Source organism: Shewanella acanthi (assembly GCF_019457475.1).
GTDB classification, from domain to species: domain Bacteria; phylum Pseudomonadota; class Gammaproteobacteria; order Enterobacterales; family Shewanellaceae; genus Shewanella; species Shewanella acanthi.
On sequence record NZ_CP080413.1, the window covers coordinates 1,676,278 to 1,692,269 of the forward strand.

General features: G+C 45.6%; 10 protein-coding genes. 4 read left to right on the forward strand and 6 right to left on the reverse strand.

Going from position 1 to position 15,992, the window contains the following annotated elements; all coding sequences use genetic code 11:
* Positions 1-25: 25 nt before the first annotated feature.
* Positions 26-1,360, reverse strand: a complete 1,335-nt coding sequence (astB, locus tag K0H61_RS07470; RefSeq protein WP_220052058.1) for an N-succinylarginine dihydrolase — start codon at positions 1,358-1,360, stop codon at positions 26-28.
* Between the two features lie 332 nt (positions 1,361-1,692).
* On the opposite strand from astB, the gene topA reads away from it, so the two are divergent.
* Complete coding sequence (gene topA, locus K0H61_RS07475) at positions 1,693-4,332, forward strand: type I DNA topoisomerase (protein ID WP_220052059.1); 2,640 nt, start codon at positions 1,693-1,695, stop codon at positions 4,330-4,332.
* A gap of 319 nt (positions 4,333-4,651) precedes the next feature.
* On the opposite strand, the gene K0H61_RS07480 is transcribed toward topA, so the two are convergent.
* Positions 4,652-5,431, reverse strand: a complete 780-nt coding sequence (locus K0H61_RS07480; protein WP_220052060.1) for a hypothetical protein — start codon at positions 5,429-5,431, stop codon at positions 4,652-4,654.
* A gap of 226 nt (positions 5,432-5,657) precedes the next feature.
* Between K0H61_RS07480 and cysB the strand changes: the two genes are divergently transcribed.
* On the forward strand, positions 5,658-6,632 hold the full coding sequence (gene cysB / locus K0H61_RS07485; protein WP_220052061.1) for an HTH-type transcriptional regulator CysB: 975 nt from the start codon (positions 5,658-5,660) through the stop codon (positions 6,630-6,632).
* A 95-nt stretch (positions 6,633-6,727) separates the two neighbouring features.
* Here cysB and K0H61_RS07490 read toward each other — a convergent pair whose 3' ends face one another.
* The 4 genes from K0H61_RS07490 to ppsR all read right to left on the reverse strand — a co-directional run bounded on the left by K0H61_RS07490 (position 6,728) and on the right by ppsR (position 10,242).
* Positions 6,728-7,390, reverse strand: coding sequence for a response regulator transcription factor (locus tag K0H61_RS07490; protein WP_220052062.1), 663 nt, complete (start codon positions 7,388-7,390; stop codon positions 6,728-6,730).
* 216 nt (positions 7,391-7,606) lie between these two features.
* Positions 7,607-8,038 (reverse strand): acyl-CoA thioesterase, encoded by a 432-nt coding sequence (locus tag K0H61_RS07495; protein WP_220052063.1) that lies wholly within the window; start codon positions 8,036-8,038, stop codon positions 7,607-7,609.
* A gap of 148 nt (positions 8,039-8,186) precedes the next feature.
* Positions 8,187-9,251, reverse strand: a complete 1,065-nt coding sequence (locus tag K0H61_RS07500) for a 3-deoxy-7-phosphoheptulonate synthase (protein ID WP_220052064.1) — start codon at positions 9,249-9,251, stop codon at positions 8,187-8,189.
* 178 nt (positions 9,252-9,429) lie between these two features.
* The gene (ppsR, locus tag K0H61_RS07505; protein ID WP_220052065.1) at positions 9,430-10,242 is read right to left on the reverse strand and encodes a posphoenolpyruvate synthetase regulatory kinase/phosphorylase PpsR; all 813 of its coding nucleotides are present in this window, start codon (positions 10,240-10,242) and stop codon (positions 9,430-9,432) included.
* A 124-nt stretch (positions 10,243-10,366) separates the two neighbouring features.
* On the opposite strand from ppsR, the gene ppsA reads away from it, so the two are divergent.
* The gene (gene ppsA / locus K0H61_RS07510) at positions 10,367-12,736 is read left to right on the forward strand and encodes a phosphoenolpyruvate synthase (protein ID WP_220052066.1); all 2,370 of its coding nucleotides are present in this window, start codon (positions 10,367-10,369) and stop codon (positions 12,734-12,736) included.
* A gap of 95 nt (positions 12,737-12,831) precedes the next feature.
* The gene (gene ydiJ / locus K0H61_RS07515) at positions 12,832-15,873 is read left to right on the forward strand and encodes a D-2-hydroxyglutarate dehydrogenase YdiJ (protein ID WP_220052067.1); all 3,042 of its coding nucleotides are present in this window, start codon (positions 12,832-12,834) and stop codon (positions 15,871-15,873) included.
* Positions 15,874-15,992 lie beyond the last annotated feature (119 nt).

Here is a 15,992-nt window from a genome sequence, read left to right on the forward strand (position 1 = left end):
TTCATTAATTCGGCAATTACTTTATTCAGCGCTGAAATTGATAAACACTGCCTAATTTCATGATTTGGCTGAGTTCATCGAGCGCGGTGCGAGACTCAATAATTAATTGTGGGTCGGCCAAATCCTGGGTCGATAATCTGTCGCGGTAATGTTTATCTACCCAGATATTTAAGCGATTAAATAGCGCATCGGTTAATAGTGTGTGTTGATTTACTGCGGCAAGTTCATCTTGATTCATGGCCACGCGAAGACGTAAACAAGCAGGGCCGCCACCGTTTTGCATACTTTGTTTAACGTCAAAATACTTCACCTGTTTAATTGGTGTGTTTAAGGTTAACAGCTCATTTAAATAGGCATTAACGGCAGGATTTTCTTGACAATCCGTCGGTGCAATAATCGCCATATCCCCAGAAGGTAGCGTCACGATTTGGGTATTAAAGAGATAACTTTTAACCGCATCATTTATAGACACTTGAGCCGTTGGGACTTCAATAAAATATAATTCACTATCAAGCTTACGTCTGATTTCATCTAGTTTGTTGTTGGTATTTAAAAATGCTTGCTCATGGTAAAAGAGCACATTTTGATTACCAACAGCGATAACATCATTATGAAAAACCCCTTGGTCAATTACTTCGGGATTTTGCTGGATGAATACACAGTTTTCATCATCTAATTGATGCAGGCGAGCCACTGCCATAGAGGCTTCTAAGGTTTGCCTTGCAGGGTACTTTTTAGGCTTTAGTGCATTTGGATTCGTGGCTTCTTGGCCATAAACAAAGAGTTCAACCCCCGCATGGCCATATTCCTTACAGAGACGAGTATGGTTAGCTGCGCCCTCATCGCCGAAGCTATTATGCTCAGGTAAGTGGTTATGATGATGAAAGTAGTGGGGATCATTGAAAGTTGCTGTTAAGATGCGCCCCGTCGTTATCGGCTCGATGCTGCGGTGTAACTTATCGACTAGGTTAGCCGGGGTGAAATGCAACTTGCCATCACGGGTGTCGGCGCTGGGCGAAACAGTTGCCGCATTTGCCGTCCACATACTGGATGCACTGCAGCAAGCATTGAGCAGCGCTGGTGTTTTTAACGCTGCCTGCTGCAGCACATTGGCATCTGTGCCTGAAAAACCAATACGGCGTAATGTATAAAGATCGGGCCGTTCCTGTGGTGCTAGTATGCCCTGAATGAGACCTAAATCGGCTAGTGCCTTGGCCTTTTGTAGTCCTTGTTTTGCAGCCGCTTTGGGGTTTGATATCAGTGCGGCATTGTTTTGTGAGGCCACATTACCAAAGGATAATCCAGCATAATTATGGGTTGGCCCAACAAGTCCATCGAAATTCGCTTCAAAATGCTTCATTGCATATCCTTGTGAAAGGGAAGGTGATTATTTGCTCAAATACGCCTTTGAAGGGACTCAGTATACAGACGGTTTTTAAGCGCACAAGCGACCGATTTTGTGCTTTAAGCGACTTTTTCGTCAGAAATGCATAACTATTTCTTGCTTGCTGGCAAATAATGAAATATTAGTTTTTAATAACGCAATATTATTTTTTTACATTTTTTCAACTTTGTATGAAAAGTGACTCGCTGGTACATATAAAAGAGGGATTAGCTTGAAAGTCTTAATGCAACCCTCTATATATGGAGCCAATTTCCACCTTTTTGAGATTTTTTGGCGCAAATCAAACTATGGGTAAATCGCTAGTTATTGTCGAATCACCGGCCAAAGCTAAGACTATTAATAAATATCTTGGCAAAGAATTCATCGTTAAATCGAGCGTGGGTCATATCCGTGACTTACCCACATCTTCATCATCCGAAGGCAATGAGAAAGTTAAATCCGCCGCTGAAGTGAAAAAGATGTCGCCTGAAGAAAAGGCTCGCTATAAAAAGGTGAAGGATCAGCAAGCGCTGGTGTCGCGTATGGGCGTGAATCCTGAAAAGGATTGGGCGGCAAAATATCAAATTCTTCCAGGTAAAGAAAAGGTGGTCAAAGAGCTACAAGCCCTAGCTGATTCCGCTGATCAAATTTACCTTGCAACGGACTTGGATCGTGAAGGGGAAGCTATCGCCTGGCATTTGCAGGAGGTGATAGGTGGCGATCCTTCACGGTATCAGCGTGTAGTCTTTAACGAAATTACCAAATCCGCGATTCAAGACGCCTTTAGTAAGCCTTCATCACTCGACACTAATATGGTCAATGCACAGCAGGCGCGTCGTTTTCTTGATCGCGTGGTTGGCTTTATGGTGTCGCCACTATTGTGGAAAAAGGTTGCCCGTGGTTTATCGGCTGGCCGTGTGCAATCGGTTGCGGTGCGTTTAGTGGTTGAGCGTGAAGGCGAAATTAAAGCCTTCGTTCCAGAAGAATTTTGGGATGTTCACGCCGATTTAAATACTCCAGCAGGCCAAGCTCTGCGAATGGAAGTGGTAAAGCAAGGTGACAAAGCCTTTGAGCCTATCAATGAGCAGCAAGCGTTAGCGGCGGTGCAATCATTATCTTCGGCAAGCTTTAAGGTTCTAGCCCGTGAAGATAAAGCCACCCAAAGTAAACCATCTGCCCCTTTCATTACCTCAACCCTGCAGCAGGCGGCCAGTACCCGTTTAGGTTTTGGGGTCAAGAAAACCATGATGATGGCTCAGCGTTTATATGAAGCTGGACATATCACCTATATGCGTACTGACTCGACTAACCTGAGCCAAGAAGCGCTGGATAGTGTTCGCGACATGATTGGAAAGGAATACGGCGCCAAGTATTTACCCGCAGAGCCGATTCGTTATGGTTCTAAAGAAGGCGCACAAGAGGCCCACGAAGCGATTCGACCATCAAATGTATTAGTTGAAGCTGCGGCATTATCCGATATGGAACGAGATGCACAGCGCTTATATGAACTGATTTGGCGCCAGTTTGTATCTTGTCAGATGACACCTGCCCAATACGATGCCACCAAGTTAACGGTCAAAGCCGGTGATTATGAACTCAAAGCAACCGGTCGTACCTTAAGATTTGACGGTTGGACACGTGTTCAAACGGCAATTAAGAAGAAAAATGAAGAAGATAACACCCTACCTGTTGTTAACGAAGGTGATGAGTTATCGCTCATCGAATTAGATCCTAAGCAGCATTTTACGAAGCCACCGGCACGTTATAGCGAAGCGTCATTGGTGAAAGAATTAGAGAAGCGTGGTATCGGTCGTCCATCAACGTACGCCACTATTATCTCGACCATCCAGGAACGTGGTTACGTCAGAGTTGAGAACCGTCGTTTTTACGCTGAGAAAATGGGTGAAATCGTGAGTGAGCGTTTGGTTGGCAGTTTTGCTGAGCTGATGAGCTATGATTTTACTGCAAGTATGGAGCAGACACTAGACGATGTTGCCAACGGTCAGCTCGACTGGAAAAAAGTACTCGACGGTTTCTATAGCGACTTTACTAAGCAGCTCGATAAAGCCGAGCTAGCGCCCGAAGAGGGCGGTATGCGTTTAAACCAAATGGTAATGACGAATATCAAATGTCCAACCTGCGGTCGTCCAATGGGGATTAGAACCGGTACTACCGGCGTGTTCTTAGGTTGCTCAGGCTACGAATTACCGCCTAAAGAGCGCTGTAAAACTACGATGAATCTCACGCCAGGCATTGAAGCCATCAGTGACAGTGAAGATGCTGAAACTGAAGCCCTGCGTGCAAAACACCGCTGTGGTATTTGCGGTACTGCGATGGACAGCTACTTAATCGATGAGAAACGTAAGCTGCACGTTTGTGGTAATAACCCGATTTGTGAAGGCTACGAAGTCGAGGAAGGGCAGTTTAAGATCAAAGGGTATGAAGGTCCATTGATTGAGTGTGACCGCTGTGGTCACGATATGGAGCTCAAAAACGGTCGCTTTGGCAAGTACTTTGGGTGTACGAACACTGAATGTAAAAATACCCGTAAGCTGTTGAAAAACGGTGAAGCAGCACCACCAAAAGAAGACCCTATCTACTTGCCTGAACTTAAATGTAGCAAGTCCGATGCACATTTTGTATTGCGTGACGGTGCGGCTGGGATTTTCTTAGCAGCAAGTACCTTCCCTAAATCCCGTGAAACTCGGGCACCATTAGTGGAAGAGTTAGTGAAATACCGTGAGCTTTTGTGGCCTAAATACCAGTATCTAGCCGATGCGCCCGTCTCTGACGATGAAGGTAATAAGGCGGCGGTGAAATTTAGCCGTAAGACCAAAGAGCAATACGTTGCGACCGAAATTGATGGTAAAGCGACAGGTTGGACAGCGCATTATGTGAATGGCAAGTGGGTGAGTGAATCCTCTGCTAAAAAAGCGAAAAAGGCTTAATCGCTAATCCGTTTTAGTCCGTCAAATTGCTTTAAAAACGGACGTATTCAGTCAAAATCTGATGAGTGCATATTCATTTTATGGATATGCACTTTTTGTTTGAGTCCTGTAACTGTCAAGCGACATTAAATCAGTACGGTGTTTAATCGTGTCAGTTTTTAGTGAATAGGGTTTCTTTAAAACAGACAAGTTGTTTGCTACTGCGCTTAAGGCGAAAGCACGTCACTTTTATAAGCTCGCCTCTTAAGGCAACAAAAAGCCCAGTCGATGACTGGGCTTTTTGATATTGTTTATAGCAAAATAAGCTAAAGCAGTGATATCACCATTTCTTCTTCGGTTGAAACAGCATATCGATATCATCTTCTTCATTTTTAAGTTTCTGCCCACTTGGGGCTGACATTTTTTGCGCGCCCATAATCTCATCTAACAGTAATTTAGCCTCATCAACTTTACGGGCAATAAAGGGATCATTTGGGGTTTGTGCTTTGATTGCATGCAGGGTTGAGAGGGCCTTAGTTACCATTTGCTTGGAAGAGCCGTATTGCTTCATAAAACTAGCAGCGCGTGCGCGTGAGAGCATGGATTCAACGTTAATTCGCAGTTGAAGGTTATCGACGCGGCCTTCTTCTTGGCTAAAGACATTCGGGTCGACTTTCCCTTTATTGTGCTCGGCCCTCAGTATGGCTTTTAATTTTTTTAGCATTTGTACTAGGGCTAAAATTTGCTTGTCATTATCTGGCAGTTTGAAGCTTTCAATAGCGGGAATTTGTGCCGCCGAATTTTGCAAACTGGCAATTTGGTTTTTTAAATCCGCAAGGCGACGCTGATAGTCTGTTTTTTGTTGGCTCGAACTCAAGGTTGTTGCGATTTCGAGGGCATCTTGAACGCGGCGGTACAGAATCATCATGATATGACTACTGCAGGGGATCATACCGGTATTTGATAATACCGTCTCAGTCTCATCAATAATGGCCCGTTGACGGGCTAACTCAATCCGACGTTCAGCCTCTGCACGTTCTTTCTGTTGCTGAATAACGTTAATTCCGATAACAAGCAGTAAAAGTGCACCGATGAGGATCAGAACTAGGGTGAATGTCATAGCTATTCCATTATTTGTCGAATTGAGCTAATGCTACAATAAATCAATAAACTAGCATAGTTATCTTAGTTTAGCTTGTTGCGTCTGTCGTATGAAAGTTTTTGCGTTTAGCCTATATTCCTGTTTGCTTTAGTTTTTACAATGTACTATAACGATTGATTATAGATGAGGCTGAGTAATGCTTTTTACTGATGGGTATTCAGCGTTTTTTTGACAAGGAAATAAGATGAAACTGCAACAGCTCAGGTATATCTCTGAGGTCGTAAAACACAATTTGAATGTATCGACCACGGCAGAAAATTTGTATACCTCGCAACCTGGGATCAGCAAGCAAGTACGAATGCTAGAGGATGAACTTGGCATTCAGATCTTTGGTCGTAGTGGCAAGCACCTTACCCATGTGACACCAGCCGGTCAGCAGGTGATTAACATCGCCAACGACATCCTTAGTAAAGTTGAAAGCATCAAAAAAGTGTCCGAGGAATACACTAAGCCCGATCAAGGGGAGCTCAACATCGCAACTACGGATACTCAGGCCCGTTATGCACTACCGCAAATTATTCGCCAATTTATTGAGCGTTATCCTAAGGTCAACCTGCATATGCACCAAGGCACGCCATCACAGATCAGCGAGCAGGCCGCTCGTGGTGATGCTGACTTTGCCATTGCGACTGAAGCCATGCATCTCTATTCCGATTTAATCATGTTGCCTTGCTATCATTGGAACCGCTCAGTAGTGGTTCCAAAGGATCATCCGCTGGCAACTCGAAGCCACATTAGTATCGAAGATTTGGCCCGTTTTCCTCTTGTCACCTATGTGTTTGGATTCGATAGGGCTTCTGAAATCGAAAAGGCGTTTAATCGGGCAAACTTAGAGCCTAGGGTGGTGTTCAGTGCGACCAGCGCCGATGTGCTTAAAACCTACGTACGTTTAGGCTTAGGCGTGGGTGTGATAGCCTCTATGGCGATTGACCCCAACATAGATAAAGATTTAGTGGCGATTGATGCGGGTCATTTGTTTGCCCATAGTACAACTAAAATCGGTTTTAGAAAGGGCAGTTTCCTACGTAGTTATATGTACGATTTTATTCAGCATTTTGCGCCTCACTTAACCCGAGATGTGGTTGAAAAAGCGGTAGCGCTTCGCGATCAACAACTCATCGATGAGATGTTTGCCGAGAAGCACTTGCCGATGCGTTAATGCTGTTTTTAAGTTAATAAAATGCCGCTCAATATTTAAAATGTTGAGCGGCTTTTTATTGGATTTAGCCTTGGTTAAAGTCAGAATTCACAGATTCAATTCAAATCCACTTTTTCCATTTCAAGCTGACCTAGGGCGATCACCGCTTGGGTGCGGTTTCGGACGCCGAGTTTTCGAAAAATTGCGGTGGCATGGGCTTTAATGGTCGCCTCAGACACACCGAGATCATAGGCAATTTGTTTATTCAGTAAACCTTCGGCAAACATTTGCAGTACTTTATATTGTTGCGGCGTGAGATCCGAGAGTTTAGTCGCCATCTTATCGGTATCATCATCTTCAATAGGCACAATTTCAGCCCCTGCAGGCAGCCATATATCCCCAAACAATACGGCGGTGAGTGCTTCTTTCAAGGTTTCCATCGAAGCAGATTTGGGAATAAAACCGCTGCCGCCGTAATGGATGGCGCGACTGATAGTGATGATATCTTCATGGGCTGAAATCACCACAACTGGGAGGTCTGGGTAGTGGGAGCGCAGGTGAATTAGGGTTGAGTAACCGTGTGATCCCGGCATTTGCAGATCTAAAAGCACCAGATCGAAACTGACATTAGGCGTATCTAGCACAGATTGCAACGCATCGGCACTGTCTGCTTCAAACCATTGGGTTTTATCGAAGGCGGTGCTAAGCGCCTGACGCAGTGCATTGCGAAACAATGGATGGTCGTCGGCAATGATGATATTGAGATTTTCTAGCTTCATGGCTTTTTGATTATGTTCGTGGCGCGTGAAGATTAACCCCAATGTAACAGAAAAATCATTTAGGATCCTATTGCTTTATTCTTATTGGAGACTAATTTTTTGATATTTTTCTGTCCGTTATCGTTTGAAACAGCAAAGAAATACAGAGTGTTAAATTAAAAAGCCCTCAAATCGTTGGATTTGAGGGCATAGATTTAAACTCGAAGATAGTTAGGATTATTCGCCAGTCCAAACCTGAGTGGGTTGGCGAGCTTCATCGACGGCGACAAAAGTGAATACGCCGCGAATGGCGTGTTCACGGAGATCTTGGTACATATCCTCAACAAAAATATTCACCTCCACCTTGAGCGAAGTATTGCCTACATGGATAACTCGAGCAATCAGTTCGGCAAGGGAGCCCGCAGGAATAGGCTTTTTGAAATCGATTCGATCAGAGCTTACCGTTACTAAGGTTTTACGGCAAAAGCGGGTCGCCGCGATAAAGGCGGTTTCATCCATCCACGCTAAGGCTTCACCACCAAATAGGGTATTGTGATGGTTTGTGATGGAGGGGAAAACGGCTTTGATCACACGGGCTTCAGATTGATTAATCCGCTGCTCAATGGCATCTGAAAAAGGGGGGCGGGTCGAATCGAGAGTGTTAGACATACGGCAACCTGAGGTTATGCATTTGAAAACGCGCGATTATAGTGAGGTTTGCATTTAATTGATACAAATTGGGAGTTTAAGAGGTGTTAAAATTCTTCAAAAGTAAAAGGCTCCCCTAAATAGGGAAGCCTTTTAAGTAAACATCTGCTTATTTAGCTAATTGGGTGCGTCTGTCACGTGAGGCTTGTGCCAAATCCCTTAAGAGTTTTTCAGAATCAGCCCAACTTAAGCAGGCATCAGTAATACTTTGGCCATAACACAAAGGTTGACCATCGACGACCTTCTGATTGCCTTCCTGTAAAAAGCTTTCTGCCATAATCCCAGCAATTGCAGTGCTGCCTGCGCGCATTTGCGCCATGATATTTTCTGCAACCACTAATTGTTTTGAATGGTTTTTCTCGCTATTACCATGGCTGAAATCGACAACAACCCGAGGTGTCACATCGACAGATTCTAGTTTTAAGCGGGCTTGCTCAATATCTTGCTCGAAGTAGTTCGGTTTTTTACCGCCGCGTAAAATGATGTGACCGTAAGGATTACCGTGGGTGCGGTAAACCGACATTGCGCCATCTTTATCGGGAGAGTAGAAAATATGCGGCACTTTAGCCGCTCTCACCGCATCGACTGCAATATTGATGTTGCCATCGGTGCCGTTTTTAAACCCGACCGGGCAAGAAAGGGCAGAGGCCATTTCACGGTGCACTTGACTCTCAGTGGTGCGCGCGCCAATAGCGCCCCAGGTGATGAGGTCGGCAATATACTGCCCGTTCACCATATCTAAAAATTCGGTGGCAATCGGCAGTTTTAACTCGGTGATTTGCTGCAGTAACTGACGGGCAATACGTAAACCTTTATTGGGTTCGAAACTACCATCGAGATCAGGATCAGAAATTAAGCCCTTCCAACCGACGATGGTACGAGGTTTTTCAAAATAAACCCGCATTAGAATGCACAGGTCGTTCTTTAACTCTTGGTGCAGTGCGGCGAGGCGATTAGCGTATTCAAGAGCCGCCTCGGTATCATGGATAGAACAAGGACCAATAATGACCAGCAGACGTTGGTCTTCACCCATAATAATGGCTTCGACTTCACGGCGTTGCTGTACCAGATAATCGGCTGCATCTTGGGTCAAAGGGTACTCAGATGCTAGTTGTGCAGGTGAGATGACTTTTGCTAAGAGGGAAGTGCGTAATTCGTCTGTTTTAATGGTCATTCAAAATACCGAGCTTGCATGCGGCGCTTTTCGCCAGATTGCCTCGGATTATAACGAATCGAGCAGCATTGCACAGCGTCAATTGTGTTAATTGTCGACATCTGTGCAATGAATTTGATTTAAGTTAGACCTATTTAGCGTAAAAATGGCCTAAAACTGTTGCTTTATAACAGTCTTGTTAAAACATATGACGTTCTAGACCCGTTACATCGAGGATTTTAGTGGCGATTTCTTCCACCGAGTGGTTAGTGGTATCGATGTAAGGAATACGTTCACGCTTAAACATCATTTCGACTTCCTTGACTTCTAAGCGGCACTGCTTCAGTGAAGAGTAGCGGCTGTTCTCCATGCGACTTTGGCGAATTTCATGTAAGCGCACGGGATCGATAGTCAGGCCGAAGAGTTTTTTCTTATTCCGCTTGAGCGCCTCTGGCAATTTTAAGTTATCCATATCGTCTTCCGTGAAGGGATAGTTCGCTGCCTTTATACCAAACTGCATCGATAAGTAGAGGCTTGAGGGGGTTTTACCGCAGCGTGATACACCTAAGAGAATAAGATCGGCACTGTCCATGTGCTTTAATGTCTGGCCGTCATCGTTATCCATCGCAAAATTGATCGCATCGATACGGGCTTCGTAGCCGTGATTGGCTTTTCCGTGGGTGCGATGTTGCACCGGTGTGGCTTTCACGCCCAAATGTTGTTCAAGTGGTGCAACGAAGGTATTTAAAAAATCGTAATCTAAGCCTTCGCTCGAATAAATGATGTCTCGAATTTCCGGTTTTACGATGGAATGGAACACCAAAGGGCGTTCACCTGTTGTAATAAAACAATCATTAATTTGGCGTTTTACGTGCTCAGCTTTTTTCAAAGTTTCGACAAAAGGAATTGTAAGTGCTTCAAATTCTAGCGGAAATTGTGAGAGTACCGCATGACCAAAAACTTCTGCAGTGATTGCTGTCCCGTCGGAGATATAAAATACCTTTGGTGCCATACTGACCTCTTGTAGTAATAAAATTACAAATAAAATTATAGATTTACGCTGCTTTGGAGGGAGTGTAAAATGCCCCTGCTCCCGTGTGAAGGGGCCACAAAAATAAACTTGCGGAGATAGAACTGTGCAGCAATACGTACTCTGGTATCAGGAATTAGGCATGGGTGACGTCAACTTAGTTGGCGGTAAAAATGCTTCACTTGGCGAGATGATCAGCAATCTAGCTAATGCCGGTGTTCAAGTACCTGGCGGATTTGCAACTACTTCATATGCGTTCAACGAATTCCTTGAACAAAGTGGTGTTAACCAGAAGATTTATGACATCCTAGCAACACTGGATGTAGACGATGTCAATGCACTGGCACAAGTAGGTGCACAGATCAGACAATGGGTAATCGATACTCCATTCCAACCAGCCCTCGAGCAAGCCATTCGTGAAGCTTACGATAAACTTGCCGCTGAAACTAGCGACGCATCATTCGCAGTGCGTTCTTCTGCTACCGCAGAAGATATGCCAGATGCTTCATTTGCTGGTCAGCAAGAAACTTTCTTAAACGTGAAAGGATTTGACTCAGTACTCGTCGCAATAAAGCACGTGTTCGCGTCACTCTTTAACGACCGCGCTATTTCTTACCGTGTCCACCAAGGTTACGAACACCACGGTGTTGCTCTGTCTGCCGGCGTACAACGCATGGTTCGCTCAGACAAAGCCGCTTCGGGTGTTATGTTCACTATGGACACCGAATCAGGCAACAACGATGTCGTGTTTATCACTTCATCTTTCGGCCTTGGTGAGATGGTTGTTCAAGGTGCAGTTAACCCTGACGAATTCTATGTTCACAAACCTATCCTGACTCAAGGTCACAAAGCAGTTGTGCGTCGTAATATCGGCAGCAAGCTCATCCAAATGGTTTACTCTGATGATGCTTCTCACGGCAAACAAGTGAAAATTGAAGACGTGGCTGGCGAAAAACGCCGTCAATTCTCAATTACCGATGACGAAGTCATGGAGCTGGCTAAACAAGCCATGGTTATCGAAAAGCACTACGGTCGTCCGATGGACATCGAATGGGCAAAAGACGGTAACGACGGCAAACTGTACATCGTTCAAGCCCGTCCAGAAACGGTCCGTAGCCGTGAAGACGTGCAGCTGATTGAGCGTTACCACTTAAAGAGCCGTGGCGCTGTGATCTCTGAAGGTCGTGCGATTGGACATAAAGTGGGCAGTGGTGTGGCTAAAGTCCTGAACTCCATCGCGGATATGGATCAAATCCAACCCGGCGATGTGTTAGTCACTGATATGACTGACCCTGATTGGGAACCTATCATGAAGCGCGCGAGCGCCATCGTGACTAACCGTGGCGGTCGTACCTGTCACGCGGCGATTATCGCCCGTGAATTAGGGGTACCAGCAGTTGTAGGTTGTGGTGACGTAACTGACCGTATCAAAAATGGTCAATTGGTGACTGTCTCTTGCTCTGAAGGTGATACTGGTTACATCTACGAAGGTAAACAAGAGTTTGAAGTCGTGTCAAACCGCGTTGACTCACTACCTGAATTACCAATGAAAATTATGATGAACGTGGGTAACCCAGACCGCGCATTCGACTTCGCCCGTTTACCAAACGAAGGTGTGGGTCTTGCCCGTCTTGAGTTCATCATCAACCGTATGATCGGTATTCACCCGAAAGCGCTGCTTGAATTCAACCAGCAAGACGCTGAGCTGCAACAGCAAATCAACGAGATGATTGCAGGTTACGAATCACCCGTTGAGTTCTACATTGCACGCTTAGTAGAAGGTATCGCGACGATTGGTTCAGCCTTCTATCCGAAGAAAGTGATCGTACGTATGTCAGACTTTAAGTCTAACGAATACGCTAACTTAATCGGTGGTGACCGTTACGAGCCGCACGAAGAAAACCCAATGCTGGGCTTCCGTGGTGCAAGCCGTTATATCTCTGAATCATTCCGTGATTGTTTCGCCCTCGAGTGTGAAGCCATCAAACGTGTTCGTAATGAGATGGGTCTGAAAAACGTAGAAGTGATGATCCCGTTCGTACGTACCGTTCGTGAAGCTGAGCAAGTGATCCAACTGTTAAAAGAGCACGGTTTGGAGCGTGGTAAAGATGGACTGCGCGTTATTATGATGTGTGAAGTTCCGTCAAACGCTTTATTAGCCGAGCAGTTCCTCGAGCATTTCGACGGTTTCTCAATTGGTTCTAACGACTTAACTCAGCTGTCACTCGGTCTTGACCGTGACTCAGGTATCATCAGCCACCTGTTTGATGAGCGTAACGACGCAGTTAAGATGTTACTGTCTATGGCAATCAAAGCCGCTAAAGCTAAGGGCGCGTACATCGGTATCTGTGGCCAAGGCCCATCGGATCACGCAGATTTCGCAGCTTGGTTAGTAGAGCAAGGTATCGATACCGTATCGTTAAACCCAGATACAGTGATTGATACTTGGTTATATCTAGCCGAAGCACACGGTTAATCTTTACCGTAATTTTATAAAGGTGTTAAAAAAGCCGCTTTTTAGCGGCTTTTTTTTGTTTATAATGGCCGAAACAATCATTACTGAAGCGGCCCATGTTACCTCTGTTATCACACCAGCAAACCCTTGAGCCAGTGTATTTGGCCTACCTTGATGCTCTAGCGCAAAGCGATTACCTTGGCGATATCGATAAACGCTACAGTGCGCGTTTAGTGCAGGCTACGGATAACTCCGTCTATCAGTTTTTGCCCCAAGCGGTGCTTTATCCTAAAAATCAGAAGGATATTCAAATTGCACTCGCCTTAGCGGCAAAGGATGAATTTAAAGAAATCACCTTCAGCGCTAGAGGTGGCGGTACCGGTACCAATGGTCAGTCGTTAACTCACGGTTTAATTTTGGATGTGTCCCGTTATATGAATCGGGTGCTTGAAATTAATCCACAAGAGGGCTGGGTGAGGGTAGAAGCGGGTGTGATTAAAGATGCGCTCAACGATGCGCTGCGCCCTCACGGATTTTTCTTCAGTCCTGACTTGTCCACGTCAAACCGCGCCACCATTGGTGGAATGATCAATACCGATGCCTCAGGTGCAGGCTCCTTAGTTTATGGTAAAACTTCGGATCATGTGCTTGCGCTTAAAAGTGTATTGATTGATGGCAGTGTGTTAGACACGGCGCCGCTTGCCGCCGAGCGGTTAAGCCAAGATGAAAACCTAAGTGATAATCCATTAGGCCACGGTTTAATCAAGGCCATCGCTAAGGTGTGCCGCGACAAGCGTGATTTGATTGAAAAACAATTCCCGAAATTGAACCGCTTTTTAACGGGTTATGATTTAAAGCATGTCTGGAATGACAATCTGAGTCAGTTTGATTTATCGCGGATATTAACGGGCTCTGAAGGCACGCTTGCGGTCATTACCGAAGCCAAACTTAACCTCACGCAGCTACCAAGTGAGCGTGCGATGGTGAATATTAAATACGACTCCTTCCAATCGGCGCTTCGCCACGCACCCTCCTTAGTTGCGGCAAGGGCAACAGTGGTTGAAACCGTCGATTCTAAAGTGCTTAACTTGGCCCGTGAGGACATCGTATGGCATTCGGTTTCAGCGCTTATTCAAGAAGTGCCGGGCAAAGTCATCGATGGTCTGAATATGGTTGAGTTTGCTGGGGACACCGAAGAGGTCTGTGCGAAACTTGCCGAGCTCGAAGCCGTTTTAAATGAGCAAATTCGCTTAGGCGAGTGTGGTGTGCTTGGCTATCAAGTGACCCAAGATAAAGCCAGCATTGAAAAAATTTACGGTATGCGTAAAAAGGCCGTAGGATTACTCGGCGCCACGAAAGGCCGCCGTAAACCCTTGCCCTTTGCCGAAGATACCGCTGTTCCGCCTGAAAAGTTAGCAGATTTTATTCTCGAGTTTAGGGCATTACTGGATAGCCATAATCTGCACTACGGCATGTTCGGCCATGTGGATGCTGGCGTATTACATGTAAGACCCGCGCTGGATATGTGCGACGCCGAAGATGAAAAACTGCTGCGGGTGATTTCCGATCAAGTTGCCGCGTTAACCCTTAAATACGGCGGGTTGATGTGGGGCGAGCACGGTAAAGGGGTGCGCGGAGAATATGGCCCAGTGGTATTTGGTGATGAGCTATATGGGGTATTGCAGGATATTAAAGGTCTGTTCGACCCCGATAACAAGCTAAATCCCGGTAAGTTAGTCGCGCCTAAAAATGTGGCCAGACTAGCGTTTGATGTCGACAGTACTAAACGCGGCAGCTTCGACAGGCAAATCCCCGTGAAAGTTCGTGATGATTTCCCTGATGTAATGAACTGTAACGGCAATGGTCTGTGTTTTAACTACAGTAGCTTCTCACCAATGTGCCCGTCATTTAAAGTAACGGGTGACAGGGTACAATCGCCCAAAGGTCGTGCGGGACTGATGCGCGAATGGCTACGTTTGCTTGAAACTGAGGGCGTAGATGTGGATGCGCTTGCACGGGCAAAACCCTTAGGGCTGTTACAGCGCATGCAAAATAGCATAAACGCTAAGCGTGATTACGATTACTCCCATGAGGTGATGGAATCTCTTAAGGGTTGTTTGGCCTGTAAGGCATGTTCAAGCCAATGCCCTGTGAAAGTCGATGTGCCTAAGTTTAGGGCGCAGTTCTTTAATATTTACTATCAACGTTATTTACGTCCGGCTAAGGACTATTTGGTTGCAGGTATTGAGGACAGTCTTCCTATGATGGCGGCAGCCCCACGTTTAACCAATTTCGCCTCCCAAAACCGCCTGAGTCAATGGGTTATCAAAAAGGCAATTGGTTATGTGGATGCGCCAGCGTTATCGGTGCCAACCTTAAAACAGCGCCTCGATGGTCACGCAAGTCGTGGGTATGACTTAGATGCGTTAAAAGATATTCCTGTCGCCGACAGAGCTCAGTACGTACTGGTGGTGCAAGATCCGTTCAATACTTTCTATGATGCGGAACTGGTTTATCGCTTTATCCAATTGATTGAAAAATTGGGCTTTAAGCCTGTGTTATTGCCCTTTAAGCCCAACGGTAAACCCACCCATATTAAAGGCTTTTTGGATAAATTTGCTAAAACGGCACGCTCAAGTGCGGATTTCCTTAATCGAGTACACAAGCTTGGCATGCCAATGGTGGGGATCGATCCCGCATTAGTGCTGTGTTACCGCGACGAATATAAGGAAATTCTTGGCGTTAACCGCGGCGCCTTTGAGGTGAAGCTCGCCAATGAATGGCTACTGGGTATTTTGAGTGACATACCATCTAAAGCGATGCAGGATAAGCAATTTACTTGGTTTAGTCACTGCACCGAATCGACTGCTAAGCCCAATACAGCAAACGAGTGGACGCAAATTTTCAGCCACTTCGGCGCTAAGCTCACGTCGGTCAACTTAGGTTGCTGCGGTATGGCGGGAACTTACGGTCATGAGGCTGAAAATCTGGAGCGATCAAAGGCCCTATTTGAGATGTCATGGCAACAGACGCTCAATAAAACCGAACAGACTCAAGTGTTGGTATCGGGTTATTCCTGTCGCAGCCAAGTGAAGCGCTTTGCAGGCTATAAACCTCAGCATCCATTAGAAGCCTTGTTAGCATTGCTAAAAAACTAACTCTCATGTTGCTGAATGTGGCAATAAAACTTAATTGCTGCATTCACCACAACGAGTGACAGATTTTGGATATTGAAGAGTGCTTTAATCAAAGCGCATTTTGCACTAGATTGTAGGTG